The 25,164-nt window shown below is 57.7% G+C and carries 24 protein-coding genes; 14 read left to right on the top strand and 10 right to left on the bottom strand.

Going from position 1 to position 25,164, the window contains the following annotated elements; genetic code table 11:
* Positions 1 to 61: 61 nt before the first annotated feature.
* Positions 62 to 841 (top strand): exodeoxyribonuclease III, encoded by a 780-nt coding sequence (xth, locus tag ACT2B1_RS08620; RefSeq protein WP_171122259.1) that lies wholly within the window; start codon positions 62 to 64, stop codon positions 839 to 841.
* Between the two features lie 4 nt (positions 842 to 845).
* Here xth and ACT2B1_RS08615 read toward each other — a convergent pair whose 3' ends face one another.
* Together ACT2B1_RS08615 and dksA are read right to left on the bottom strand one after the other, a co-directional pair.
* On the bottom strand, positions 846 to 1,997 hold the full coding sequence (locus ACT2B1_RS08615; protein WP_171240626.1) for an FAD-dependent monooxygenase: 1,152 nt from the start codon (positions 1,995 to 1,997) through the stop codon (positions 846 to 848).
* 70 nt (positions 1,998 to 2,067) lie between these two features.
* Positions 2,068 to 2,490, bottom strand: a complete 423-nt coding sequence (gene dksA, locus ACT2B1_RS08610; RefSeq protein ID WP_171122255.1) for an RNA polymerase-binding protein DksA — start codon at positions 2,488 to 2,490, stop codon at positions 2,068 to 2,070.
* A gap of 373 nt (positions 2,491 to 2,863) precedes the next feature.
* Between dksA and ACT2B1_RS08605 the strand changes: the two genes are divergently transcribed.
* The 7 genes from ACT2B1_RS08605 to ACT2B1_RS08575 all read left to right on the top strand — a co-directional run bounded on the left by ACT2B1_RS08605 (position 2,864) and on the right by ACT2B1_RS08575 (position 9,665).
* On the top strand, positions 2,864 to 3,709 hold the full coding sequence (locus tag ACT2B1_RS08605; protein WP_171240625.1) for an AAA family ATPase: 846 nt from the start codon (positions 2,864 to 2,866) through the stop codon (positions 3,707 to 3,709).
* Between the two features lie 177 nt (positions 3,710 to 3,886).
* The gene (locus ACT2B1_RS08600) at positions 3,887 to 4,276 is read left to right on the top strand and encodes a GNAT family N-acetyltransferase (protein ID WP_254428722.1); all 390 of its coding nucleotides are present in this window, start codon (positions 3,887 to 3,889) and stop codon (positions 4,274 to 4,276) included.
* A 77-nt stretch (positions 4,277 to 4,353) separates the two neighbouring features.
* Positions 4,354 to 5,637 carry a DUF2927 domain-containing protein gene (locus ACT2B1_RS08595; protein ID WP_481668950.1) on the top strand — a complete coding sequence of 428 codons (1,284 nt, stop codon included), beginning with the start codon at positions 4,354 to 4,356 and terminating at the stop codon, positions 5,635 to 5,637.
* Positions 5,638 to 5,640: 3 nt separating this feature from the next.
* Positions 5,641 to 5,811 carry a hypothetical protein gene (locus ACT2B1_RS08590; protein WP_171240622.1) on the top strand — a complete coding sequence of 57 codons (171 nt, stop codon included), beginning with the start codon at positions 5,641 to 5,643 and terminating at the stop codon, positions 5,809 to 5,811.
* 3 nt (positions 5,812 to 5,814) lie between these two features.
* Positions 5,815 to 6,999 (top strand): vWA domain-containing protein, encoded by a 1,185-nt coding sequence (locus tag ACT2B1_RS08585; protein ID WP_481668949.1) that lies wholly within the window; start codon positions 5,815 to 5,817, stop codon positions 6,997 to 6,999.
* 171 nt (positions 7,000 to 7,170) lie between these two features.
* The gene (locus ACT2B1_RS08580; RefSeq protein WP_481668948.1) at positions 7,171 to 8,892 is read left to right on the top strand and encodes a hypothetical protein; all 1,722 of its coding nucleotides are present in this window, start codon (positions 7,171 to 7,173) and stop codon (positions 8,890 to 8,892) included.
* Between the two features lie 83 nt (positions 8,893 to 8,975).
* Positions 8,976 to 9,665 (top strand): M48 family metallopeptidase, encoded by a 690-nt coding sequence (locus tag ACT2B1_RS08575; protein ID WP_171122241.1) that lies wholly within the window; start codon positions 8,976 to 8,978, stop codon positions 9,663 to 9,665.
* A 13-nt stretch (positions 9,666 to 9,678) separates the two neighbouring features.
* On the opposite strand, the gene ACT2B1_RS08570 is transcribed toward ACT2B1_RS08575, so the two are convergent.
* From ACT2B1_RS08570 to ACT2B1_RS08555, 4 genes are read right to left on the bottom strand one after another with little or no spacing between them, the layout of a single operon-like run.
* Positions 9,679 to 10,221 carry an RSP_2648 family PIN domain-containing protein gene (locus ACT2B1_RS08570; RefSeq protein ID WP_171122239.1) on the bottom strand — a complete coding sequence of 181 codons (543 nt, stop codon included), beginning with the start codon at positions 10,219 to 10,221 and terminating at the stop codon, positions 9,679 to 9,681.
* Positions 10,218 to 11,420, bottom strand: a complete 1,203-nt coding sequence (locus ACT2B1_RS08565) for an RSP_2647 family RNA methyltransferase (protein WP_171126572.1) — start codon at positions 11,418 to 11,420, stop codon at positions 10,218 to 10,220. The genes ACT2B1_RS08570 and ACT2B1_RS08565 overlap by 4 nt, the downstream gene beginning before the upstream one ends.
* 38 nt (positions 11,421 to 11,458) lie before the next feature.
* A complete protein-coding gene (locus tag ACT2B1_RS08560) occupies positions 11,459 to 11,731 on the bottom strand; it encodes a hypothetical protein (RefSeq protein WP_171212706.1) in 273 nt (90 codons plus the stop codon).
* Entirely contained in the window at positions 11,718 to 14,507 is a 2,790-nt protein-coding gene (locus tag ACT2B1_RS08555; protein ID WP_481668947.1) for a [protein-PII] uridylyltransferase family protein, read from the bottom strand. Before ACT2B1_RS08555 ends, ACT2B1_RS08560 begins: the two co-directional genes overlap by 14 nt.
* A 220-nt stretch (positions 14,508 to 14,727) precedes the next feature.
* Between ACT2B1_RS08555 and ACT2B1_RS08550 the strand changes: the two genes are divergently transcribed.
* From ACT2B1_RS08550 to ACT2B1_RS08535, 4 genes are all read left to right on the top strand, one after another.
* Positions 14,728 to 15,150, top strand: coding sequence for a DUF2852 domain-containing protein (locus ACT2B1_RS08550; RefSeq protein WP_171122230.1), 423 nt, complete (start codon positions 14,728 to 14,730; stop codon positions 15,148 to 15,150).
* A gap of 67 nt (positions 15,151 to 15,217) precedes the next feature.
* Positions 15,218 to 15,649, top strand: a complete 432-nt coding sequence (locus tag ACT2B1_RS08545) for an RDD family protein (protein ID WP_171122228.1) — start codon at positions 15,218 to 15,220, stop codon at positions 15,647 to 15,649.
* Between the two features lie 78 nt (positions 15,650 to 15,727).
* Positions 15,728 to 16,552 carry an arginyltransferase gene (locus tag ACT2B1_RS08540; RefSeq protein ID WP_171240614.1) on the top strand — a complete coding sequence of 275 codons (825 nt, stop codon included), beginning with the start codon at positions 15,728 to 15,730 and terminating at the stop codon, positions 16,550 to 16,552.
* A gap of 6 nt (positions 16,553 to 16,558) precedes the next feature.
* On the top strand, positions 16,559 to 16,948 hold the full coding sequence (locus ACT2B1_RS08535) for a VOC family protein (protein ID WP_481668946.1): 390 nt from the start codon (positions 16,559 to 16,561) through the stop codon (positions 16,946 to 16,948).
* Positions 16,949 to 17,086: 138 nt separating this feature from the next.
* Here the strand turns inward: ACT2B1_RS08535 and ACT2B1_RS08530 are convergent, their stop codons facing one another.
* The 3 genes from ACT2B1_RS08530 to ACT2B1_RS08520 all read right to left on the bottom strand — a co-directional run bounded on the left by ACT2B1_RS08530 (position 17,087) and on the right by ACT2B1_RS08520 (position 21,590).
* On the bottom strand, positions 17,087 to 19,441 hold the full coding sequence (locus tag ACT2B1_RS08530) for a TRAP transporter large permease (RefSeq protein ID WP_171122223.1): 2,355 nt from the start codon (positions 19,439 to 19,441) through the stop codon (positions 17,087 to 17,089).
* A 17-nt stretch (positions 19,442 to 19,458) separates the two neighbouring features.
* Positions 19,459 to 20,385, bottom strand: a complete 927-nt coding sequence (locus ACT2B1_RS08525; protein WP_171122221.1) for a TRAP transporter small permease subunit — start codon at positions 20,383 to 20,385, stop codon at positions 19,459 to 19,461.
* A gap of 122 nt (positions 20,386 to 20,507) precedes the next feature.
* Entirely contained in the window at positions 20,508 to 21,590 is a 1,083-nt protein-coding gene (locus tag ACT2B1_RS08520; protein ID WP_171122219.1) for a TRAP transporter substrate-binding protein, read from the bottom strand.
* A gap of 248 nt (positions 21,591 to 21,838) precedes the next feature.
* Here ACT2B1_RS08520 and ACT2B1_RS08515 point away from each other — a divergent pair, with 248 nt between their 5' ends.
* On the top strand, positions 21,839 to 23,272 hold the full coding sequence (locus ACT2B1_RS08515) for a cache domain-containing protein (RefSeq protein WP_171240611.1): 1,434 nt from the start codon (positions 21,839 to 21,841) through the stop codon (positions 23,270 to 23,272).
* Positions 23,269 to 23,916 (top strand): response regulator transcription factor, encoded by a 648-nt coding sequence (locus tag ACT2B1_RS08510; protein ID WP_171122217.1) that lies wholly within the window; start codon positions 23,269 to 23,271, stop codon positions 23,914 to 23,916. The genes ACT2B1_RS08515 and ACT2B1_RS08510 overlap by 4 nt, the downstream gene beginning before the upstream one ends.
* A gap of 91 nt (positions 23,917 to 24,007) precedes the next feature.
* Here ACT2B1_RS08510 and ACT2B1_RS08505 read toward each other — a convergent pair whose 3' ends face one another.
* Positions 24,008 to 24,853, bottom strand: coding sequence for a HalD/BesD family halogenase (locus ACT2B1_RS08505; RefSeq protein WP_481668945.1), 846 nt, complete (start codon positions 24,851 to 24,853; stop codon positions 24,008 to 24,010).
* Positions 24,854 to 25,164 lie beyond the last annotated feature (311 nt).

The raw sequence follows: 25,164 nt of genomic DNA, 5'->3' as shown, positions 1-25,164 counted from the left end.
TCCGACTTGCCGATGGGTTCATTCTGCGCAATAGGTTGCCAAAGGCTTCGGAGGATCGCGTATGAAAATCGCCACGTTCAACATCAACGGCATAAAGGCGCGGGCCGAAGCTCTTCCACGCTGGTTGGACGACGCTCAGCCAGACGTTGTGCTGCTGCAAGAGATCAAATCTATTGATGAAAACTTCCCGCGCGAAATGTTCGAGGATCGCGGCTACAACGTCGAAACCCACGGCCAGAAAGGCTTTAATGGCGTTGCGATCCTATCCAAATTCCCTCTTGAAGATGTGACCCGCGGATTGCCCGGTGATAAAACTGATGAGCAGGCCCGTTGGATAGAGGCCACGGTTGTCGGGAAGAAAGCGTTACGCATCTGTGGGCTGTACCTGCCGAATGGAAACCCTGCCCCCGGGCCAAAATACGAGTATAAACTGGCTTGGATGGAACGCCTTTACCACCGGGCGCAAGAACTGATTGCCAGTGAAGAACCCGCGTTGATGGCAGGTGATTACAATATTATTCCGCAAGCTGAGGACGCAGCACGCCCCGATGCCTGGCGTGAGGATGCCCTGTTTCGACCCGAAAGCCGTGAGGCATTTCGAAAAATCTTGAACCTTGGATTTACCGAGGCGTTCCGTGCGCGAACTCAAGGCCCAGGACATTATTCATTTTGGGATTATCAGGCAGGCGCGTGGAACCGGAATGACGGAATACGCATCGACCATTTTCTACTGACACCCCAAGCAGCCGATCTGATGCGGGATTGTCGGATCGACTCCGAAATTCGTGGGCACGAGAAACCATCTGACCACGTTCCGGTGTGGATAGAACTCGACCTCTGAAGGGCTAGCTGGTCGCGTCGTAGCTGTAAACCCATTCATATTTGCGGGCCAGTTTTGGACCGGCAACCTTCAACGCCATTTGCGCGGCCAACCGCATTGGTCCGCGCAAATGAAAGTTTCGAGCGTTGGAACCGGCCGCTGCAACGACCTTGCGCGCTCTGGACCGGCGTAGCGTCTCATAGGCCTGCAGCGCCTGTGACACGTCGGATTGTTCGTCGAATGACCGGACTAATATCCAGGCATCCTCTAACGCCAGACACGCCCCTTGTGCCATGAAAGGCAGCGTTGGATGCGCAGCGTCGCCCAAAAGAGCCAGATGTCCGTTTTGCCAATTTTCGGCAACAGGGCGCAGAAACAAGGCCCACAGATAGGTTTCTGTCACCTTCTCGAATTTATCGCGCACGCCGCCTCCGAAATCCGAAAAACGCGCACGCAAGTCACCTGGGTCGCCTTGCAGTCGCCACCCTTCCTGCTGCCAGTCCGACCGCTCTTCGACTGCAACGATGTTCATCAGGGACTGATCCCGCAATGGATAGGTCACCACGTGACGCTCTGGCCCCATCGTCAAAGACGCGCGCGGAACGTCGCCTTGAGGGGACCACGGGATCGTTGCGCGCCAAGCGACCTGACCGGTGAATTGCGGCGTTTCGGCCCCGTTCAGAATCGAGCGGAGAATACTGCGCCCTCCATCACTTGCTATAGCGCACTCGCATCGCAGGCGCTCGCCGTCGTTCAGTACGACCTCGGCCTCGGCCTGGTGCTTTGTGACGGTCGAAACCCGAGCGCCCAATCTTATCCTCACGCCAGCACGCACAGCTTCGCTGTGCAGAATGTCCAGAAGATCAGCGCGGTGAAAATAATAAGTTGGACCGGATGCCGGGCCCGGAAGGTGGCTGATCACGCGGCCGTTTCGATAGTCCCTAAGGGTTGTGCCTTGCGACAACTGCCCGATCTCCAGCGATTTGCCTGCAATACCCAGTGCACGCAGAACGGTCACGCCATTGGCGCTAATCTGAAGCCCCGCGCCGACCTCTGTCAGCGCTGGCGCCTGCTCAAGCACCGTGACATCTGCCCCGCGCTGCCGCAGCGCCAATGCACTGGCCAGGCCGCCTATTCCGCCGCCGATCACAACAAAACTGAGACCGTCAATATTCATGTTCAACGCTTAACGCAAAAACGCCGGAGCGACAGGCCCCGGCGTCTGAGATTATTGAATTCTTCAGCGATTAATCGTCGCGGTGGACTTTCTCGCGGCGTTCATGACGCTCCTGTGCTTCCAGCGTCATTGTTGCAATCGGACGCGCATCCAGACGCTTCAACGAGATCGGATCACCGGTCATCTCACAATAGCCATACTCGCCTTCGTCAATCCGGCGCAGGGCCGAGTCGATCTTGGCAACCAGCTTGCGCTGGCGGTCACGGGTACGCAGCTCCAGCGCGCGGTCGGTTTCCTCGCTTGCGCGGTCGGCAACATCAGGGATGTTTCGGGTGTTGTCTTGCAGCCCCTCAATGGTATCACGGCTGCCTGCCAAAAGTTCGCTTTTCCAGTCCAGCAACTTACGGCGAAAATACTCCAGTTGCTTGTCGTTCATAAATGGTTCGTCTTCGGCTGGACGATAATCTTCGGGCAGAAATACTTCCTGCTTCATTTTTGCTCCCTCGGTGTGGCCTGCAACGCCGAGTGCTCTCTCTTCACCAGACATGAGGCATTCCCTTCTGCGGAGCGTTTATCTGACGGCGCGAGGATTGTCACTATGCAAACGTGTCGGCGGCACCGTGTGACCCTGTGTCGTCTAAATATGAGACATAAAACAACAAAACGTTGTTTTTCTGTGAAACTCACCGGGCGATTTCGTGGCGTAAGTTAAAAATTTTCCACGACCTGAAAGGCACCGAATCGTGCCAAGCATTTAAGTTGCTTGGAAATTTGGCGGCACGCGACGCTGCAACCTGCCTTGTCAAAATTCCTGTGCCGCGATAACCCCATGTTGCAATTACCGCGCGACACTTGATGAGGGGCCGATGACCGCACGATTCCAAGGAACAGCAGAATATGTTGCCACTGACGACCTAACGATAGCGGTGAACGCCGCCGTGACGCTGGAACGTCCGCTGCTGGTCAAGGGCGAGCCGGGCACAGGCAAGACCGAATTGGCCAAACAAGTCGCCGGGGCGTTGGGCCTGAAGATGATCGAGTGGAACGTTAAATCGACCACGCGCGCGCAGCAGGGTCTGTACGAATACGATGCGGTAAGCCGTCTGCGCGACAGCCAGTTGGGTGACGAGCGGGTTCAGGACGTGTCCAACTATATCCGCAAGGGCAAACTATGGCAGGCGTTTGAAGCCGACGAAAAGGTCGTGCTGCTGATTGATGAAATCGACAAGGCCGATATCGAATTTCCCAACGACCTGCTGCAGGAACTCGACAAGATGGAGTTCCACGTCTACGAGACCGGCGAAACGATCCGGGCCAAGAACCGCCCCATCGTGATCATCACCTCGAATAACGAAAAGGAACTGCCCGACGCGTTCCTACGCCGCTGTTTTTTCCACTACATCCGGTTCCCCGACGAAACCACGATGCGCCGTATCGTCGAAGTGCACCATCCCGGTATCAAAGACGGGCTGCTGACCACCGCCCTGACACAGTTCTACGAAATCCGTGAAACGCAGGGGCTGAAGAAAAAGCCGTCGACCTCCGAGGTGCTGGACTGGCTCAAGCTGCTTCTGGCCGAGGATCTGACGGCCGAGGACCTCAAGCGTGACGGTGCCAACGCTCTGCCCAAGCTACACGGCGCGCTGCTGAAAAATGAGCAGGACGTGCATTTGTTCGAACGTCTGGCGTTCATGGCCCGCAGCAAACGCTAAGAGATGTGAAGTTCCGCTGATCGACGCTTGCCTTATAGAAGGCCGGGTGTCAGCATCAGCGCAGAGGCGTCCGGGTCAGTCCGGGCGCTTGCTCACGTTACGAATGGGACATGTTGCTTGCCTGATACTCTTACAATTCGCGCATTGCGGCCCGAAGATCGCCCGGAATGGCAAGAGATGTGGCACGACTATCTGGCATTCTATGAAACAACTGTTTCAGCCGAGATTTACGACAGCACCTTTGCACGTCTGCTGGCGGACGATCCGCACGATTTTTCCTGTTTCGTCGCCGAAAAAGACGGGCAGTTGATTGGTCTGACCCACTACCTTTTTCACCGCCATGCATGGAAAGTGGAAAGCGTATGCTATCTGCAGGACCTCTTTGCCCGACCAGAGGCGCGTGGGACAGGTGTGGGACGGGCCCTGATTCAGGCCGTTTATGACGAGGCCGACAGAGAGGGTGCTCCGTCCGTTTACTGGCTGACACAGGAATTCAACCATACGGCGCGCAAGCTGTATGACCGTATCGGCAAGGAAACGCCCTTTATCCGGTATCAACGCCCATGATGCGATGGGCGTTAATCCTTTTTGGGCTTGCCCTGGTCGGGTGTACTGCGGTTCCCCCGCCCCAACCGCCGACACGTGTGAACGCGGTTGAAGAAATCCTACCGCCGGTCAAGGCCTTCACGGCGTCGTACCCCACCGCCCCATCGCGGTCGAACACCAATATCGCGTCGGACTTCATCAACCTGCATTTCGCGTTGGAAAGCGGCACCCCGCTGCCCGCGTTGACGCGGTTCGAAGGACTGGTAACCCTGCGTTTGACGGGCACACCGACCCCGTCCATGCAGCGTGATCTGACCCGGCTTCTGACCCGTCTGCAACGCGAGGCCAGGATTGACATCCGCCAGATTTCAGAGGGTCAGGCCAACATCACGGTCGAGGCCGTCAGTCAGGACCAGATTCACGATATTCTGCCGAACGCGGCCTGTTTCGTTGTCCCCAACTCATCCAGCTTTGAAGAGTACAGCCGCGATCGCCGCAAACGGAAAAGCAGTTGGACCGCCTTGCGCAACCGGGAACGGATAGGAATTTTCATACCATACGACGTCAGCCCGCAGGAAAAACGGGATTGCCTGCATGAAGAGATCGCGCAAGCACTGGGGCCGCTGAACGACCTGTATCACCTGCCAGATTCCGTCTTTAACGACGACAACATCCACACCGTTCTGACCGGTTTCGACATGTTGATCCTGCGCGCAACTTATGCCCCCGAACTGCAAAGCGGCATGACGCGCGAACAGGTCGAGGCCGCCATCCCCGGTATCCTGTCGCGGCTGAACCCGCGCGGGGACGCGATCCAACCGCAACCCATCACTGAAACCCCGCGCGAGTGGGTCAACGCCATTCAAAAATCCGTCGGTCCGGGGCCCGGATCGCGCAAACGCTTTCGCGCCGCGCAAAAAGCTGCCCTGATAGGTCAGGAACAGGGATGGACGGACCACCGCCGCGCCTTTCCCTATTACCTGATGGGACGCATGGTGCAGTTCGACGATCCGCAGCAGGCTTTGCTGCACTATGACGTCGCCCTGCAATTTCTCCGCGCCAACCCGGGCACCGAGTTACACCGCGCCTATGTCACGACCCAAACCGCCTCTTACGCGCTGGCGCAGGGGAAGGGTTCCGAGGTTCTGCCCGAATTGGACAAGGCCATCGACGTGATGACACGCGCTGAGAATGCCTCGCAACTGGCTACTTTGTTGCTGCTGAAGTCAGAAGCGCTCAGTCAGACTGGGCGGCTTACGCAGGCACGCTCCGTCAGGCTGGACAGTCTGGGATGGGCGCGCTACGGCTTCGGCTCAGAAATCGTGGTCAGGTCGCTGGTGCAGGACGTTGCCGAAGCCCCTGCAAACAACAAAGGCGGGTAACGCATGGTAGTGGTTATGGGCATGGCAATCCTTGGGGCTATCCTTGGGGCATTGACCGCGCGCAAGCGCAACGGCAGCACGGCGGATATTGCCCAATACGCAGCAGGTTACGGCATTGCCTTTGCCTTAGTCGGCCTTGTACTTTCCCTCATCCTTGTTCGTTTGGTGGTCTGAGCCATGTTCCTGCCCTTCTTCGAAAATCTCCGCAAAGCCGGTATTCCCGTTTCACTCCGCGAGTACCTCACTTTTCTGGAGGGTATGAAAAAGGGCCTCGCGACCCATGACGTTGAGGCGTTCTATTATCTGGCCCGCGTCTCGATGGTGAAAGACGAACGCAACATCGACAAATTCGACCAGGCATTTGCCGCCAGTTTCAAAGGGCTGGAAGAAATCAGCTTTGATCAGGTTTTGGAAGCCGTCGACATCCCGGCCGAGTGGTTGGCGAAGATGGCCGAAAAGCACCTGTCAGACGAAGAAAAGGCCGAGATCGAGGCACTTGGCGGGTTTGACAAGCTGATGGAAAAGCTGCGCGAGCGGCTCAAGGATCAGGAAGGCCGCCATCAGGGCGGCAACAAGTGGATCGGCACCGCAGGAACATCACCGTTCGGGGCCTATGGCTATAACCCCGAGGGCGTGCGTATCGGCCAGAAGGAAAGCCGCCACCAGCGTGCGGTCAAGGTCTGGGACAAGCGTGAATTCAAGAACCTGGATGACACGGTTGAACTGGGCACGCGCAATATAAAGGTGGCCCTGAAGCGCCTGCGCCGTTGGGTCCGCGAAGGTGCGGCGGATGAGCTGGACTTGGACGGCACAATCCGCGCCACGGCCGAGCACGGCTATCTGGACGTCAAAACCCGGCCCGAGCGTCACAATGCAGTCAAAGTCCTACTGTTTCTGGACGTAGGCGGATCAATGGACCCGCATATCAAGGTGGTCGAAGAACTGTTCTCGGCTGCGCGGACCGAGTTCAAACATCTGGAATACTACTACTTCCACAATTGCCTGTACGAAGGCCTCTGGCGGGACAATGTACGTCGTTGGGACCAACAAACCCCGACCCACGAGGTGCTGCGGACCTATGGCCCGGACTACAAGTGCATCTTTGTCGGGGATGCATCCATGAGCCCGTATGAGATCGCCTATCCTGGCGGCGCGAGCGAGCACTGGAATCAAGAACCCGGTCAGGTCTGGCTGCAACGGGCCCGCGAACAGTGGGCATCGCATCTTTGGATCAATCCGGTGCCCGAAAAGTATTGGCAGTACACCCACTCGATCAATATGGTCCGCGAGATATTCGAAGACCGCATGGTGCCAATGACATTGGCCGGGCTGGAACAGGGAATGAAGGAACTGACACGATAGGTCTTTTGGACTTTCGTTCCCAGCCGATGCGGTTTCCGATCCCGAAACAATACGGCAAATTCCAGGAAAAAATCCGGAAATCGCAGCCCCTGTAGAAACAATCCCCCTTAGTCCGGCCAGGATTCCCAAATCCGTGGTATATTGCGAAGTGGTTAAGGCTGGGGGGCTAAAATGACCAAGTTTCGTTTCCGCGCATTTCTTACGACCATTGTTACATCCGCTTCTTTAATCCTGACATCTGGGGCCGTTGCCACGTTTGCACTTGCCCCAGACGCTGCGTTTGCCAAAAGCGACAAGGCAAAAGGCGCAGGGAAAGGTCGCGGCAAAGGCAGCGGAAAAGGAAAAGCTGGAAAAGGCAACAAAAACAGCAAGACAAGCGAATACGGGAAAAGCCGGGATAAAGCCCGAAAGAACAATTCCTTTCAGAACTTGTTCAAAAAGAACAACGGCTCGAATAAAGCCAAAAGCAAGCCTAAAAACGGAACCACGCAAAGGGTTTCGTTTTCAGAATTCGGACGCGAGTTCAAACGGGACGTCGAAGAATTGTTTGGAACGCGCTCAAGCTCTCGGTCGAATCGCGGTTCGAAACCGGTCAAAAAGTCATACCGACAAGCCTCGATAGACCCGGTAGATCGGTCGCCGCGCCCGGTGGCACGGTCCACGGGGGCATATACATGGCATCAGGATGACGGGGATCTGAAACCGCCAAAACGGCGCAAGCGCGATCCTCTTGTTGCGTCGATTACCGATCCGTATGGCTCGGACAAGTTGCGCAACTTGAACGCTTCAAATGCGGCAGCGCCTGCTTTCCGAAATGCGTCACCGAACAGTAATGTCGGAAAGATCGCGACCTATCAGGCCGAAGCAACCGAGTATTACGATCTGCGCGCCGACCTATACGAGGCGCGCCGTGATTTGCGCGACCTCAACGAAGGATATGATGGCCGTTCGAGCTATGAAATTGCTGATGACATCGCCGGGCTTGATCCAAGTGACCCGGACTATGATGAGCAACTAGATGAGCTGGAGGCTGAACTGCGCGAAGCTGAATTGTACGAGGAAACACGCGACGACCTTCGGCAGGATGTCAAAGACTTGTCATACGAGACCAAGGATGCGTTGGCCGACGCAGAATCCGCCTTTTTCGAAGCATCAAAAGGGCGCACTCTGACCCGCAGCGCGTTGGGTGAGTTTCACGAAAATCTTGATCTGCCACAACCAAAAGATCGCCTTCAGGACGACGTGACGATTCAGCCGGTGCCCTACGACCCTGACTATCACCGCTATTCTGATAACCATGCGTATTTTGCCAAAGACGCCGCTTATATTCTGCGCTACGACGACGTCGAATACCCGCACAAAAAGGGCTGGAACCGTTACAAACGCGATCCGCTTGTCGCCGCGATCACGGACCCTTACGGATCGGACAAGTTGCGGAACCTGAACGCCTCAAACGCGGCGGCTCCTGCGTTCCAGAATGCGGCACCCAACAGTAACGTCGGAAAGATTGCGTCCTACCAGTTTGAGGCATCCGAGTATTACGAACTGCGGGCTGAGCTATACGAAACAAGGCGCAACTTGCGGGCATTGAACGAAAACTACGGCGGTCGCAGCAGCGATGAGATTGCAGACGACATTGCCGATCTCGACCTTGGTGATCCGAATTATGACGACAAGCTGGATACTCTGGAACGAGAGTTGCTTGAAGCGGAGGCGTATGAGGAAATTCGGGACAATCTGCGTGCTGATCTCAAAGACCTGCGGGTCGATACATTGGTCGCCCAGAAAGAGGCCGAGTATGCATTCTTTCAGGCGTCCAAGGGCGAGGTGTTGACCACAGACACTCTTTCCGACCTGCATGATAACCTAGACCTACCCACGCCTGTCGAGTGATCGGACACACAGCTATGGTCCCAAACCGGCAAAGCAGGAACTTGTGGCTTGTCTAGTTCGCGCGCGCGGCCCATATCTGAATTATGCTTCGCCTAACCCCAATATTGCTGGCAATCGCCTATGCCGTTGTCATGTATCGAATTTCCGTCTGGCGCACCCACCGGGAACTGGACGCCAAGTCAACAGAACTGGCCGACCCCGCTCTCAAACGCATGACGGATCGGCTTGCGGCGGCGCTGGGGATCGACCGCGTGCCGGTTTATATCTACGAGATTGACCCGGTGAACGGGCTTGCCGCACCGGATGGACGAATTTTCATAACACGCGGATTCTACCGTAAATTCAGCAATGGTGAGGTTTCGGCCGAAGAAATGGCCAGCGTGATTGCGCATGAACTTGGCCATGTTGCGCTAGGCCATGCCCGGCGCCGCATGATTGATTTCTCGGGGCAGAATGCGCTTCGGGCGGCGTTGATGATGTTGCTGAACCGTTTCATCCCATTCATTGGAGCGTGGATCGCAAACATGCTCACCCATCTTCTGGCATCACGACTGTCGCGGGGGGACGAGTATGAGGCCGATGAATACGCCGCCGCATTGCTGACCAAGGCCGGAATCGGGATCGAGCCGCAAAAGTCCCTGTTTCACAAACTCGAAGATCTGACGCAACAACGCGCAGGTGTGACCCCCGCTTGGCTGATGAGCCATCCCAAAACCGATGAGCGTATTGCGGCGCTTGAAGTGCTTGAACAGCGTTGGGGCGCGGGCGGATAGGCTGGATCCTTATCTAGTTTGCGAGCGCCTTGCCCAGACGCGGAAGGCGGGCTTTTTTCATCAGGGCACGGAGGTTCCATTGGTCGCCCGACAGACGGTTGGCTTCGGCCAGAACCCTGTCGGCGAGCTCTGCCATGTCGACCGGATTTTCCGACCAGAACCCGTGAAGCAGCGCGTCGGGATCGCGGCGCTCAAGCCCTTCTTCCGAAAGGACGTTTCTTGGGAAATCCCTTGCATTCACGGTAACGATGACATCCGCAGACGAGGAAACAGCCGTCGCCAGAACATGAATATCCGCCGGGTCGGGCAACCAAAGTCTCTGCGCTAGCCCTGGGTTCTCCGCGTGTTCGGCTTTTGGCCAGTTTGCCTGTGTCAAAGCAATTTCAGCGCGAGCTTGCGCCTCACCTTCCGGGCCGAGTTTACGGGCCGCGCGCGCCCATTCTTCTAGAATGCGCGCGGACCAAACCGGTGTAAAATGACCAAGTTTGGCCGCCCCCAGCAGCATCTCTCGCATCACCGTCGGGTAAATGACGCAGGTATCAAGAACGGCCTTCACAGCCGATAAAACACAGCTTTGAGGTAACCGCTTTCGGCCAATTGCGGCAATTGCGGGTGATCGGGTCCGGCAAACCCGGTGTGGATAAGCTGCGCCTGCCGCCCTGCCCGACCAATCCCGCGCGAAGAAGCATCGCGGAACCGACCAAGGTCAGCCGCGTGCGAGCAAGAACACAGGCCAAGATAACCGCCCGCTTTCACCAGCGGTGCGGCCAGTCGCGCCACACGTTCATACGCGCGCAGCCCCGCGTCCAGTGCCTGTTTCGACGGGGCAAAGGCCGGCGGATCACAGATAACGACGTCGAATTGAGCCCCCTCCTGCCCCAGTTGTGTCAGAACATCGAAGGCGTCGCCTTGCCGGGTGTCGAACCTTCCGTCAAACCCCGAGGCTTGCGCACCCTTGGTGGCCAGTTCCAGCGCAGCGGCTGAGCCATCGACGGAAAGCGCGCGTGCCGCACCGCCGGCCAGCATCGCAAGACCAAACCCACCAACGTGGCTAAAAACATCCAACACTTGTGCGCCGGGTTGCACCAAACGCGCGGCAAACGCGTGGTTGGGGCGCTGATCGTAGAAAAGACCGGTCTTTTGCCCGCCGGTCAGATCGGCCATGTAGGTCGCGCCATTCATTGGAACCGGCAGCGGGTCATCGGGGGCCTTGCCGCGCAACGTGAGGTTAGCATCATCCAACCCCTCAAGGCCGCGTGTCCGGCCCGAAGCGTTTTTCAACACGACCGAAACGCCCGTCACAGAAACCAGAGCATCGGTCAGAGTCTCAAGGTGTTTTTCAGCCCAAGCCGCATTTGGCTGAATAACGCAGGCATCACCGAAACGGTCGATGATCACGCCGGGAAATCCGTCCGCTTCGGCATGGATCAGGCGATAATATGGCGCGTCAAACAGCCGTTCACGCATCTGAAGCGCGCGGCGCAGACGGGTCTCAAACCAATCGGAATCCAACGTGGCCTCCAGATCACGGTCCAGAACGCGGCACATGATCTTGGAGTTCGGGTTCACCGCGACCAGCGCAATGGGCGAGCGCTTTTCATCTTCGAGAACCGCAAGGGCACCGGCCTCGATCTTACGCGTCCGGCGGTCGGTCACGATGTCATTTGCATAGACCCAGGGAAAGCCATGGCGCAGCCCGCGTGCGTTGGCTTTGGGTTTCAGGCGAATACGGGGGCGATCGGCGGCTTGGGTCATGGCGCCCTCTTAGTGCCGATTGCCCGCAGGGAAAAGCCCTAGCGCGAACGCGAACGCCATCCGCCCCGTCTTTTAGGGGTTTTGGCGGCTTGCAGACCTTCGGCCAGAACCTGCGTCATAGGATGATCCGCTGCCTGCGCTGAATAGGCGGCGTGTAGGTCGACCAGCGCCAGAGCCTGATCCCGTTCCGCAGGCAGGCTGAGCGCCCAGTCCAGAAAGATAGAGCGGCATTCCGGCAAAGTGATGCCATCAATGCGATAGGCTTCGCGGATAAGACCTTTGTGGTCGTTCGGATCGTCACTGCGCGCCATTGCCGTCCTCCTTGATCACGCTGGCGATAATTTCGGCAGCGCTTGAATACCTCTGCTGCAGCGCGGCCTGAAGCTGTTCAACCTGTTCGAACCCAGTGGCCCGGCACAGGAAATCTGACCCGCCCTGGCCTATTTTGTCCGCTTCGATCATCTTACCGGACAGCAGCCGAGCCGCACATTGTACAGACCAGCATAAATCGTAGCATTCTTTGAGTGTTTGCGCCTGCGCGACGTCCAAAAGCCCGGCAGCGACCGCGCCGTCCAACCCTGCGTGAACATCGTGCTTGGTCTCACCCGACAACAAGGCTCCGGTTTCGGCCAACAACTCAATATCCATCATGCGCCCTGCGCCGTTCTTGGCGTCCCAAATACCAGACGGGGATTTCGCCGCCGCCAAACGGACGCGCATTTCTGCCACATCGTTCAATATCTGCGCTTGGTCTCGGGGGTGGGACAGGAGTACTGCGCGAAACGCCTCAATATCCTCGGCCAGTCCCGGATCGCCCGCCACGACCCTGGCACGGGTCAGGGCGAGATGTTCCCAAACCCACGCTTCATTTCGTTGATAATTGGTGAAACTCGCCCAACTCGTCGCAACGGGACCCTGATTGCCGGAAGGGCGCAGGCGCATGTCCACCTCATACAACCTGCCCTGAGACATAGGGGCAGACAGCGCCGTAATCAGCGCCTGCGTGAACCGGGCATAGTAAGTCCGGGTTGCCAAAGGTCGCGGGCCGTCAGACATGTCCTGATCCAGCGGATCGTAGATCAGGATGATATCCAGATCGGATTGCGAGCTTATTCGGCCAGCGCCAAGCGACCCCATGCCCAGAACGGCGGCCCCACGTCCCGGCGCGGGGCCGTGTTTCAGGGCGAATTGTTCTTCCACGCATGGCAGGATCGCGGCGATCACAGCCCCTGCCAGTTCCGCATATTGTTGTCCGGCCTGCGCCCCGTCGATCAATCCACGCAAGTGATGCACACCGACCCGAAAGTGCCACTCTTTGCACCAACGCCGCGCGAGGTCCAACTGGCTTTCATAATCCCCTTCCTGCGCCAGTGCCTGCTGCAAATCGGCTTGCAGAGCAGATTGCCCCGGCCAGTCATCAAAGAAGCTGCCCCCAATCACCGCATCAAACACCGAAGAATTGCGCGACAGGTGCGCCGCCAGCGCATGAGAGGTTCCGACAATGTCAATCAACAGGTCAATCAGGTGAGGGTTGGCTTCGAACAACGAAAATAGCTGTACACCCGCCGGCAAGCCCGAAAGAAACCCGTCCAGTGCCAACAGCGCCTCATCCGGTTTCGCAGTTTTCGAAAGGCGCGACAGAAGCTCGGGCTTAAGCCTCTCGAAAATATGCGCGCCCCGTTGCGATCGCAACGCCGGATAGGTGGGCCAGCGGGCCAGAATGCTTTGATCAAACCCGGCCTCTCCGGCAGGTTTCGGCGTAGACGAGCCGGGCGCAAAGAACCCTTCGGTCAGCTCGTGGACTTCGGTCAGGCGGCGGGTCAGGTCCGCCGTCAGTTCGGCGCTGTCGATCCCCATGAGGCAGGCGACACGTTCGATCCCATCAGGCGACTGAGGCACCTTGTGGGTCTGGGCATCGTGGATCATCTGAATCCGATGCTCGACATCCCGATGGGCGCGATAATGGTCCGTCAGCTTTTCCGCGACATCCCGTGGAACCCAGCCCTTGTCAGCCAAGGCTGCCAGCCCGGGCACCGTACCACGAACCCGCAGATCTGGGTCGCGCCCTCCGGCGATCAACTGGCGGGTCTGTGTAAAGAATTCGATCTCACGGATGCCGCCCTGCCCCAGCTTCATGTCATGGCCCGGTATGGTCAACGCGCCGCCGGTGCCTTTGTTCTCGCGGATACGCAGACGCATGTCATGGGCATCCTGAATGGCGGCAAAATCCAGATGCCGCCGCCAGACAAACGGCCGCAGCGTGTCCAAAAAGCGCTGTCCTGCCTCGATATCACCTGCGCAGGGCCGCGCTTTGATATAGGCTGCGCGCTCCCATGTGCGGCCAAGGCTTTCGTAATACCGTTCGGCGGCCTCAGCCGCGATGCACACAGGCGTCACCCCCGGATCGGGACGCAGACGCAGATCGGTGCGGAACACATAGCCATCTGCCGTCTTGTCGCTGAGCGTCGCGCAGAAATTCCGTGTGGCCCGGACCATTCCGTGTCGCGCATCATAGAAATCGTCCGGATCAAACCGGGTTTCATCAAACAGAACGATCAGGTCGATATCCGAACTATAGTTCAGCTCGTGCGCACCCATCTTTCCCATGGCCAGAATGATCATCCCGGCAGCAGTTTCCACATCGTCCTCGGTCATGCCCGGCAGTTTGCCCCGCCGGATCAGCGCGGCGATCTCAGCTTTGGCCGCAACGTCGGCCGCTAGTGCGCCAAAATCCGTAAGGGCCGCCGTAACTTTCTCCAACGGCCACGCACCAGCCAGATCAGCCAGAGCGGTCAGAAGCGCCACCCGCCGTTTGGCCTGTCGTAATCCGGGCTTCAACTGATCCGCTGGCAGATTTTGTACGCCCTGCATCACATCTGCCAGTGCCTGATCTGGCTGAGTTAAAGCCTGCGCAAGCCAGTCCTTTTCTTGCGCGACAAGCCCATTCAGATAAGGGCTCGATCCGGCGGCCCCAGCGATAAGTTCGCCGGCTTCAGGTGCGAGATCAGTGACAAGCGCACGCGCCTCTGCCCCCAACGACAGATCGAAAGGTCGAGGCATTCGTTGGATGGCGAGTGGTCCTGACATTAACCCTCCGGCGGAAAGACTATACAAGGGATTCAAGCCCCAATTAGGAGATGGCGTAATTTCAATGTCTTGCGCAAGCGGAAACTAACCTTTTCTCGGCGCTTTGCTATGCACCGCCCATCCAAGATGTAAATCTTTTTCACATTCACCCCTTGCAACCTGCCGCATACCCCCCATCTAGATGATGTGAACGAAATTTACATTAACCCGGAGACCCCAAATGACCGCACTTTCCGACCACGCCGTCCCTGAAAATCCGGGATGGCTCTACCGCGCCGAAGCCTGGCTTGATGATAAGGGAAAAGGGGCCTGGATCGCTGTAATGGTCCTTGGATTCATCTTCTTCTGGCCCGTAGGCCTGGCCATTCTGGCCTATATGATCTGGAGCAAACGCATGTTCAGCAAGTCCTGCAGCCGCCGCAAAACCTGGCACAGCCACATGAGCGCCATGAAACCCTCGGGCAACAGCGCCTTTGATGCATATAAGGCCGACACCCTTGCCCGTCTGGAGCGCGAACAACAGGATTTTGAAGCGTTCCTGCGCCGCCTGCGCGAAGCCAAGGACAAGGCCGAGTTCGATCAGTTCATGGACGAACGCGCCCGCGAAAACCGCGATCCAAGCGAAAACGGCGAGAACGCCTGATCCAGACTTGCCCTGCCCCGCCTGATCGGGACAGGGTAAACCACACAACAACTCGGAAATTCCCTACATGACCCATTTGCCTGACCCTGACCGCCAACCGGAGTTCTATCAGTCCGTGGCGATCAAACGCTTTGTCGCGTGGTTGTTTGACATCGCCTTTGTCTCGCTGCTCTGCACAGTTGCGATCTTTCTGACCTTGGGCATGGGCTTGTTTATTCTTGCCCTGATCTACGCGGTCGTCAGCTTTATCTATCGTGTCGTGACCATCGCAAATGGCTCAGCCACTTTGGGTATGCGGTTCATGGGCATAGAATTGCGCGATTCCTTTGGGGCCCGCATGGATACCGGCAAAGCCTTGGCACACACCGCGGGCTATTTCGTCAGCATGGCTTTCCCAGTTCTGCAGATCATCTCGGTCATCATGATGCTGACCAGCGCGCGGTGCCAGGGGCTAACAGATGCTTTCCTTGGAACGGTCATGATCAACCAGCGCGCGTAAAAATTCTCCAACTGCTTGAATCACTTGGCGGTACCGGGATCGGTTGTTATCATCCGTTTCAGGAAACCTGGAACATTCATGCGACACACGCTGCCAATAGCGCCACAATTTTATGTGACGGCCCCACAACCCTGCCCTTATCTTGAGGGCAGGATGGAGCGTAAGTTGTTCACCGCCCTACAGGGCGAAGGCGCGGATCAGCTCAACAACTCGCTGTCTCAACAAGGATTCCGCCGGTCCCAGAACGTGCTGTACCGCCCGTCTTGCGCCGATTGCGCAGCCTGCCTGTCCGCCCGGATAAACGTCTCCGAGTTTTGCACCAGCAAAAGCCAGAAACGCGCCATCAAACGCAACGCCTACCTCCAGCGCAAGGCGAACTCGCCTTGGGCAACAGATGAACAATACGAACTGTTCCGCCGATATCTGGACACGCGCCACGCGGACGGCGGCATGGCCGATATGGATGTATTCGAATTTGCCGCGATGATCGAGGAAACTCCGATCCGCAGCCGGGTCGTGGAGTACGCGGACCCGACCACCGGTGACCTGATCGCCGTAAGCCTGACGGACGTCTTGGATGACGGGCTTAGCATGGTCTATTCTTTTTACGACCCGAACCAGCCGCAAAGCTCTTTGGGGACGTACATGATCCTCGATCACATCGACATCGCCCGCGAAGCTGGCCTGCCATACGTCTATTTGGGGTATTGGGTACCCGGAAGCCCCAAAATGGGATACAAGGCCCGCTTCTCCGGGCTCGAAGCGTACGTTCGGGGCGAATGGATCAATGTCGGCAATCCGTCGGAGTTGCCGGACTCCAGTCATCATCCACTTTCCACTGCCCCCATTGCCGAACAGGTAGCCAATATCCAACTACCCGACCGCCACCCGACCAAGGGCTGAGGCAACATGCGCCAAAGCCTTCACGCGGTGACGCTAGTGGTCCCGGATTATGATGCAGCCATCGCTTTCTACTCGCAAACACTGAAATTCACCGTCCTGCAGGATATTGACCTGGGCGCAGGAAAGCGATGGGTCCGCATCGCACCGCCAGGATCAAAGCAGGGATCGCTACTGCTCGCCCGTGCGGACGGACCTGACCAATCCGCAGTAATCGGCAACCAGACCGGTGGGCGCGTAGGCTTCTTTCTGGAAACCGATGACTTCGACCGCGACCACGCCAAAATGAACGCCGCAGGTGTTCACTTCGAGGAAGCCCCCCGACACGAGCCCTACGGAACGGTCGCCGTCTGGCGCGATCCCTTCGGAAACCGCTGGGACCTCATTCAGTTCACCTGATCCATCCCTTCATCTGGCCAAAAATATCCCGGGGTTGAATTGGCCGCAGGCCAAGAAGGGGCTGGCCCCTTCCCAAAACGCCAAAGCAAAGGGGGCCAGCAGGCCCCCTTTTCATTTTCACTGAATGACACCCAAAGATCAGTTCGGGATCAGATCCGGAACGATTGTCACAATCGACGGGAAGAACCACAGGATTGCGATTCCGACCACCTGGATCAGCACGAAAGGAATGATCCCGCGATAGATATGCCCAGTCGTGACCTCCTTCGGTGCAACCCCCCTCAGATAGAACAAGGCAAATCCGAACGGTGGCGTCAGGAACGAGGTCTGCAGGTTCACCGCGACCATGATCGTGACCCATTTCGGATCAAACGATCCGCCATAGATCACCGGGCCTACGATGGGGATCACGATGTAGATGATCTCAAGGAAATCCAGCACGAACCCAAGGATGAACAAGACCAGCATCACGATCAGGAAAACCGTAAACTCGTTGTCAAAGCTCCTGAGGAATTGCTGAATGTAATGTTCCCCACCAAACGAGATCACCACAAGGTTCAACAATTGCGACCCGATCAGGATGGTGAACACCATCGAGGTCACCTTGGCGGTTTCCCGTACCACCGGCGTCAGAACACCACTGGTAAACAGAACCCAGCACCCATAGATCAGGCCGAACAGGGCGAACAGGTAAGCGCCATACGCGATGAAGAAGGCAATCCAGGTTTCCGCCGTCACACCGCCCTGGTTGATGCGCAGGTCAAAGTTGACCCCCATGAGCAGGGCAATGATCACGGCAAATGTCGACCAGATGATCACCTTGCCGGATCGTCCCTGATCCTGCAGTTTGCGATAGGCCGCCAGCATGATCGCACCACCAGCCCCCAGCGCAGCCGCCGGAGTTGGGTTCGTCACACCACCCAGGATCGAGCCGAGAACCGCGATGATCAGAACCAGCGGTGGGAACACCACACGGATCAGATCATTGGTCGCGCACCGCGCCGCAGCTTCCTTACAGCCATACATGGCCAGCGCAAACGGCACCGCCAACAGCAGGAAGGTCGCCCCGGACGATGTTGTCGGCGCGATCAGAAGCACATCCACCAATAGCATCAGCAACAGGCCAATGGCCCCAACGATCAGGGGCTGCGTAGACTGCGACGGTGCAATTCCCCGTCCCATGACCAGCGTCAGACCCAGCAGAACAACCATCACGGCGACACCTGTTCCGATCGGTGCAGCCGCTGCGATTTTGGCTTCCTGAGCAGCGGCCAGTTCCTCTTCGGTCAGTCGTGTGGCTTCGCTGGTTCCTCCTGCAGCGTCGATGGCCTCCTGCTCGGCCACGGCCTGATCCCAGGCGGATTGACCATGCAGGTCGATCATCGAGGCCTTACATTCCGCAGACACGTTGGTGCGCAGGGATGCGCCCTCGCCAATGTCAGAGAACGCCGAAACGCTGATGTTCTGGCTGCCGATGATACCGGCGCTACTTAGCATTACCGCGCCCACGATCAGGGCGACCGGCGCGCCCAGCAACCAGGTCAGACCTTCGGCGCGAGTAATCACTTCGCCACTGCCGCCCGACAGTTCAACAGCCGGAGCCTTATCGGGGTTAAGCAACGCATATCCGAACGCATAGAGCGCATAGAGCAATGCCAGCATGATCCCCGGCAGCAGCGCCGCCTGGAACAACGTGCCGACCGAAACCACCGCCGGCTCACCCAGATAGGTCAGCGCGTCGGTACAGCCCGCTTCAACTGCGCGGGTTTCCTGAGCGGTTGAATACAAATCTCCCGCCAGAGTTCCCAGCAGAACGATCACGATCGAGGGCGGAATAATCTGCCCCAACGTACCCGAAGCGGCGATCACACCCGTCGCCAGTTCAGGCGAATAGTTGTTCCGCAACATCGTCGGCAACGCCAGCAGGCCCATGGTCACCACGGTGGCCCCGACGATCCCGGTCGAGGCCGCAAGGAACGCGCCCACAACAACAATCGACACAGCCAGACCGCCCGGCAGCGGTCCGAAAACGCGCGCCATCGTCGTCAGCAGATCGTTTGCAATCTTCGAGCGTTCAAGCGTGATGCCCATCAGGACGAACATCAGCACGGCCAGCAGAGTTTCGATCGACTGCCCCGCCAGAACACGTTCATTCATGCGGTTCACGATGAACGAGACGTTGCGGTCAAGGGCCGTTTCCCAGCCCGATACAAAGACCGGCTCAGCTATGCGCGGTAAGTCCGGGTATCGGAACACCGATATCACATCTGGCTTGATCCCAGAATTCACCACATCCCGATAGGCTTGTGAGCTGGTATCAATCGCTTGGTGTATCAGCAGCCCGGCACTGTCCAGCGCCGCAATGATCCCGAATGAGATGATCCCCGCCCCACCGATGGCAAAGGCCACCGGAAAGCCGGACAGAATGCCTCCGAAAAGGCAGAAGAACACGATAATGAGGCCTATCTCGACGCCATCAAGTCCGAATAACATAGTCTGGGTCCCCGTCCCTAATGTGCGCCTTCGTAGGCTTCTTCACCCTCACCAAGGCTGTCCTTGTCGAGGTATTTTCCAACGCTGTCTGGCCCTTCCACATATTCCAGATACGACCGGTACAGGAACGCGATGGCGTGCAGGAACACCATGCCCGCGAAAGCCACCAGAAGAATCTTGAACAGGAAGTAGGCGTTGAACCCATTCGGGCTGAAGCCGATGGTTTCCACGTTCCAACGCAGCGCGCGGGATTTCAGAACCAGCTTGTCCAGCGTATCGCTGGCCGAGGGCTTCGGCACGATTAGGTGCCGCCACATGAAGTACCATCCGTACATCCATGTCAGCACCGCCATCGGCATCATGAACAACAACGCACCCAGCATGTCGATCACACGTTTGGCCCGGTGGCTGATGCCTGCATAGATCAGGTCAACCCGAACATGTCCGCCCTGCACGAAGGTATAGGTGCAGCACAGGCACACGACCATTGCGTTATAAAGCTTCAGTTCTTCGGCATACCAACTGATATCCATCTGGATCGGGATACCGAAACCAAAGGCCATATCGGGCCGCGCGAACACCCGCTGCATGAAAACGATGACGATTTGCTGGATGACCATCAGCAGGCCCGCCCACGCAAAGAAGCGTCCGGTTGTGTTGGCGAACCCCTCAAGGCCGCGCACCATGCCCCACATGAAGTTCCGATAATACAGACCGATGGCGGTCAGAACCAAAAAGATGGTGAAGATCACAAAGAAGAACTCGACCGACCCGCCATAATAGACAAAGCGCATGATGGCTTCTTTGTCCGACCAGTTCAGCCAGAGTTGCGGATGCGTGATGGCATATCCGAAATTATAGAAGGCTTCGGCAATGTTCTGAATGAACCAAACCAGTCCATTCCACAGGGCGCCGAAGAACGAGATACCGTTTTCGTCCTGCATGTTGTCCCCAGGTCGCGTCAGTTGCACCGCAGCTTATTGTTGGCTTGTCCGAGCCCTGCATGTGCAACGGGAAAGGTTTCCCCGCACCAGGCGGGGAAACCAATTGAGTTTAGTTCCTGCGATTAGCCGCGAACGCGGTCGCGCTGTGCAGTGTAGGCACCCGACGACAGGTTCAACCAGGCCGAAGACGCCGCCATCGAAGCCATCGCGCTGTCGTGGATCTTCTTGAACAGCTCGTCGCCCATGTTTTCGTCCAGAACTTCCTGGCTGGCGGTGCCGAAGGCATCCCAAACGCTGTCCGGGAATTCCATGACCTTCACGCCGCCCGACTGCAGACGCTGCAGGGCCGCACCGTTGTTGGCCAGGAATTGCGCCAGGTTCCACTGGTGCGCTTCGGCGGCAGCGATCTCGATGATCTTCTGCTGTGCGGGTGTCAGTTCCTCGAACACGTCGCGGTTGGTCGCCAGCGACAGACCTGCGCCCGGCTCGTGGAAGCCAGCGGTGTAGTAGGTCTTGGTGATTTCCTGGAAACCGGCCTTTTCGTCGGCCCAAGGTCCGATCCACTCGGTCCCGTCGATCGCGCCGGAGGACAGTGCCTGATACACTTCCGAACCCGGGATGTTCTGAACGGACGCGCCCAGTTTACCCAGGGCTTTACCGCCCAGACCCGGCATGCGGAACTTCAGCCCGTTAAAGTCTTCGGGGCTGTTGATCTCTTTCGAGAACCAGCCGCCCGCCTGCGCACCGGTGTTACCGGCCAGGAACGACTTCAGGCCAAAGATCTGACCCAGCTCGTCATGAGCTTCCATGCCGCCATCATGGTAGTACCAGTTCACCAGTTCCTGCGCGGTCATGCCGAACGGAACAGCGGTGAAGAAGGCATAGCCCGGGTGCTGACCCACAAAGTAATAGTCCGCCGCATGGTACATGTCGGCCTGACCCGACGATACCGCGTCGAAAACTTCGAACGCGCCAACCAGTTCACCGGCTGCTTTGATGTCAACGGTCAGGTTGCCGTCAGACATTGCGGTGATGCTGTCGGCGCAACGCTGCGCGCTGTCGAAAACACCTGCCAGACCACGACCCCACGAGGTCACCATGGTCAGAGTGCGCTTGCCCTGCGCGTAAGCCGGAGCCGCCAGCGTGGTGGCCGCAGCTGCCGAGCCGCCCAGAGCAGATGTTTTCAGAAATGAACGACGATCCATATGAGTGTTCCTCCCCTACATATCCAATACCCCAGCCGATGCCGGGGGCAGTCGTTGTCAGTGCGCGCCAGCCTAATGACCCCGAATTGAATGTGAATACCTACTACTACGTAGGAACCTCGGTTTTTGGGCGGCTTGGGTCGTGAATTTGACGCCAAACACCACAATTTTCTGACCTATGGCCGGGAAGAACGATCAAAAGTCCAAAAATTTTGCAATTTGCCGCAGGCTTGCGTATCGATTCGACCATGAGGGGATTCCGAAATCTGATTTCGCTGACCTATGGCCAGAAATTGTCGCTTGTCGCGGCGATTCCCTTGGTCGTGGCCGTCGCTGCGATCGCACTGTTCGTGACGTATGAATCCCGTGCAACGGCCGAGCGCGAGATTCAGGCGCTGGAACGCAGGCTGATCGAGGCCAAGAAGGAAGAACTGCGCAACTATGTAACCCAAGCCCGCAACGGGTTCGCTTACATCTATGGCCGCGCATCAACTGACGACAAGGTGGCACAGAACCTTGTGACGCAAATCCTGTCGGCGATGATATACGGCAAGGATGGGTTCTTTTTCGTTTATGACTATGACGGTAACAATCTGGTCAGCCCGCGCCAAACCCAGTTCATCAACCGAAACTGGGAAGGTCTGACCGACAGCGACGGCACGCCCATTGTTGATGAGTTCATTCGCCTCGCTCGTCAGGGGGCCGGATGGCACAGTTTCATGTGGCAAAAGCCCTCAACCGGGGAAGAGGCGCAGATGATCGCCTATGTCGTCGGCCTGCAAGATTGGCGCTGGGCCGTGGGGACCGGTGTTTTCATAGACGATATCGTTGCCACCGTCGCCAATGCCCGCGCCGAGGTCGAGGCGCGCGTTCAGCGTACCTTCATGTATATCGGCGGCATCGTACTGGCCGCCGTACTGATCGTCTTTGCCTCGGGCATGTTGCTGAACTTCCGCGAACGCAGGCTGGCCGACGCCAAACTGAAAGAGCTGACCCAGCGTGTGTTTGACGCGCAGGAAGAAGAACGCGGTCGCGTGGCCCGTGAGCTGCATGACGGGATCAGTCAGATATTGGTCGGTGTGCGCTATGCTTTGGACAACGCCCGTCGCCGCTTGGCGCGGGGTGATGACGCAGGCGCACGCGATCCGTTGGAGAAAGGGATCGACCACCTTGGCACTGCCATCACCGAGGTCCGCCGCATCAGCCGCGACCTGCGCCCGGGCGTTTTGGACGATCTGGGGCTTGGCCCGGCGCTCAAGGCGCTAACCGACGATTTCCGCGAACGCACCGGGATTGAGACCGAGTTTTCAACCGTTGTCTTCCGTAACCGTCTGGATCAGGACAGCAAGATCGCGCTGTATCGCATCGCCCAAGAAGCCCTCACCAATATTGAGCGTCATTCGGGGGCAACGCGCGTTACAATTGATTTGCGCGGCCATAAGAAAGGCGCGACAATGCGCATTACCGATAACGGTCGTGGTCTGCGTAGCGACCCCGGACAGGCAAGCGCCGGGATCGGATTGCGGAATATGCAAGAGCGTATCGAACAGCTTGACGGCTCATTGCGTATTCTGTCATCACGCGGCCCACGCAGCGGCACGGTGATCGAGGCCAGCCTGCCCCTGAGTCATTTGTTGCCACCACGCGAAGACGCGACCCCAAACCGAAAGGCCGGTACATGAGCGACCAAACGATCCGGGTCCTTATTGTAGATGACCACCCGATGGTTGCCGAAGGGATTCAGTCGATCCTTGAAAGCTATGACGAAATTCAGGTCGTCGGAACGCTCAGTAGCGGACAAGAGGCGGTGGAAAAGGCGACAGACCTGGCCCCAGACGTCATCCTGATGGACCTGAATATGCCGGGGCTTGGCGGGTTAAGCGCCACCGAGATCATCCTGGAACGCCTGCCCCGGACCCGCATCCTTATCCTGTCAATGCATGACAGCCCGGAATACATCTCGACCGCGCTAAGTCACGGTGCCAAGGGATATGTCCTCAAGGACGTCCCAACCGAAGAGATCAAACAGGCCATCGACGCCGTAATGCGCGGGGAACAATACCTTTGCACGGGTGCCAGCGGCTCGTTACAGCCCAAGGGCGAAAGCACCCGTGAGGCGCTGACTGGGCGCGAACAGACAATCCTGCTGGAGCTCGCCCAAGGCAAGTCGAATAAAGAAGTCGCTCAGGCGCTGGATATCTCTGTTCGCACCGTCGAGACGCACCGCAAGAACATCAAACGCAAACTAGGCATATCATCGACAGCCGGTCTTACACGCTATGCGCTGGAACACGGCGTCCTACAAGGCACAAGCCCCGGATTTTGATCCCGCAGCGCGCAGCGCAGCGACGCCCAACCAGCGGAGGCGCGCCAAAGGCGCGTCGACAATGGGCGGGAGGGCCTTCCGCCGACCAGCATCAGTCAAGCAGACTGTCTCGCCTTACCCCTTCCCGATCCAGGTGATGCGGCAAAACACGGCCATATAATTGCCGAGTTCGTTCGACCCCGCCGCACATACCTTCGGCCTCGACAAATGAAAAAATCCCCACATACCGGCTGCACGACCCTTTGACAGGCGCAACGCGGTGTAGGGAGTAGCGCCCTTTGAATATCTGCAGGTCGCCGGGTTGCAGTTCAAGCTTGCGCACCCGCGCTCTGTTCCCGTCCAACACCGAAGCGACCGTGTCAAAATTCTCGTCCGAAGAACTGCGCAGGTTCGGCACATACTCGAACGCGCCGCCCTCCTCTCCGTTTTGGATGGCCAATGTCACGGTGTAGTTGTTGGTGTCGAAATGCCAAGGGAAGCCCTGCCCTTCCTCAACGACATTGATAATGACGTCCGCCAGCGGGTCATCATAGCGAAAGAACCGATCCTCGGCCTCATCCAAGGCCGCGCGGATGAAAGGTAGAAAGCCCTCAAATTCATAGATTCGGCGCAAAGGTCCGGATGTTTTGAAATTATCAGCCGGCACAAAGGCATTGGACCGATCATAGAACCGCCGGACAGGATGATCCGCCGCCAACCCAGGATCATCCTTCGTGAAATAGGCGTTTGTTCGATTGAACGAGCGATGCGCTTTTGGGGCGGTCGCCCGCGCCTCTTGCAGCAATTGCGCCAACCCTTCGGCGTGCACAAAACCCGGCAGGACGGCGCATCCGTCCTGATCCAGTTCACGCCGCAAATCGCCGATCAATTGATCATACGCCCGCGAGCCCGGACAATCGATCGGATACCGTCCCAGATCCACAAGATCGTGCAACATTTCCCGCCTCCTCTGCCTGCAAAGACAAAGTCAGCGTACTCAACCCAATCGGCCGATCATGCTTGTTTGGGACATTGCCATGACGCTTTCCGACACTGTTATTTTTGCGATGCACATGCAGACGACAGGAAATCTTCTCGAATCTTCCGGCCAGGCGCCAAAACGCGCAATAAAATGTCGCAAAATTCACCGCTCAAGATACAAAATTGGTACGATTGCCTGTTGACGCCCCCTTTTACCGCCCATAATGTCCCTGCACGCAAAAAAGGAGCCTCTGGCGATGAAAGCGCTAGTCGTAATCGTAGGAAACA

Source organism: Ruegeria sp. S263 (genome assembly GCF_056780525.1).
Note: the sequence above shows the minus strand (reverse complement) of the source record. Positions and strands in the feature narration are given on the sequence as shown.

Excerpts from the sequence above, each read along its gene's own strand:
- ACT2B1_RS08615 (WP_171240626.1), bottom strand. The coding sequence starts at position 1,997 with ATGAATATTGACGGTCTCAGTTTTGTTGTGATCGGCGGCGGAATAGGC.
- ACT2B1_RS08555 (WP_481668947.1), bottom strand. The coding sequence starts at position 14,507 with ATGTCAGGACCACTCGCCATCCAACGAATGCCTCGACCTTTCGATCTG.
- ACT2B1_RS08605 (WP_171240625.1), top strand. The coding sequence starts at position 2,864 with ATGACCGCACGATTCCAAGGAACAGCAGAATATGTTGCCACTGACGAC.
- xth (WP_171122259.1), top strand. The coding sequence starts at position 62 with ATGAAAATCGCCACGTTCAACATCAACGGCATAAAGGCGCGGGCCGAA.
- ACT2B1_RS08520 (WP_171122219.1), bottom strand. The coding sequence starts at position 21,590 with ATGGATCGTCGTTCATTTCTGAAAACATCTGCTCTGGGCGGCTCGGCA.
- ACT2B1_RS08540 (WP_171240614.1), top strand. The coding sequence starts at position 15,728 with ATGCGACACACGCTGCCAATAGCGCCACAATTTTATGTGACGGCCCCA.
- ACT2B1_RS08530 (WP_171122223.1), bottom strand. The coding sequence starts at position 19,441 with ATGTTATTCGGACTTGATGGCGTCGAGATAGGCCTCATTATCGTGTTC.
- ACT2B1_RS08585 (WP_481668949.1), top strand. The coding sequence starts at position 5,815 with ATGTTCCTGCCCTTCTTCGAAAATCTCCGCAAAGCCGGTATTCCCGTT.
- ACT2B1_RS08580 (WP_481668948.1), top strand. The coding sequence starts at position 7,171 with ATGACCAAGTTTCGTTTCCGCGCATTTCTTACGACCATTGTTACATCC.
- ACT2B1_RS08510 (WP_171122217.1), top strand. The coding sequence starts at position 23,269 with ATGAGCGACCAAACGATCCGGGTCCTTATTGTAGATGACCACCCGATG.
- ACT2B1_RS08560 (WP_171212706.1), bottom strand. The coding sequence starts at position 11,731 with ATGGCGCGCAGTGACGATCCGAACGACCACAAAGGTCTTATCCGCGAA.
- dksA (WP_171122255.1), bottom strand. The coding sequence starts at position 2,490 with ATGAAGCAGGAAGTATTTCTGCCCGAAGATTATCGTCCAGCCGAAGAC.
- ACT2B1_RS08515 (WP_171240611.1), top strand. The coding sequence starts at position 21,839 with ATGAGGGGATTCCGAAATCTGATTTCGCTGACCTATGGCCAGAAATTG.
- ACT2B1_RS08535 (WP_481668946.1), top strand. The coding sequence starts at position 16,559 with ATGCGCCAAAGCCTTCACGCGGTGACGCTAGTGGTCCCGGATTATGAT.
- ACT2B1_RS08525 (WP_171122221.1), bottom strand. The coding sequence starts at position 20,385 with ATGCAGGACGAAAACGGTATCTCGTTCTTCGGCGCCCTGTGGAATGGA.
- ACT2B1_RS08600 (WP_254428722.1), top strand. The coding sequence starts at position 3,887 with ATGTGGCACGACTATCTGGCATTCTATGAAACAACTGTTTCAGCCGAG.
- ACT2B1_RS08505 (WP_481668945.1), bottom strand. The coding sequence starts at position 24,853 with ATGTTGCACGATCTTGTGGATCTGGGACGGTATCCGATCGATTGTCCG.
- ACT2B1_RS08545 (WP_171122228.1), top strand. The coding sequence starts at position 15,218 with ATGACCCATTTGCCTGACCCTGACCGCCAACCGGAGTTCTATCAGTCC.
- ACT2B1_RS08590 (WP_171240622.1), top strand. The coding sequence starts at position 5,641 with ATGGTAGTGGTTATGGGCATGGCAATCCTTGGGGCTATCCTTGGGGCA.
- ACT2B1_RS08550 (WP_171122230.1), top strand. The coding sequence starts at position 14,728 with ATGACCGCACTTTCCGACCACGCCGTCCCTGAAAATCCGGGATGGCTC.
- ACT2B1_RS08565 (WP_171126572.1), bottom strand. The coding sequence starts at position 11,420 with ATGACCCAAGCCGCCGATCGCCCCCGTATTCGCCTGAAACCCAAAGCC.
- ACT2B1_RS08575 (WP_171122241.1), top strand. The coding sequence starts at position 8,976 with ATGCTTCGCCTAACCCCAATATTGCTGGCAATCGCCTATGCCGTTGTC.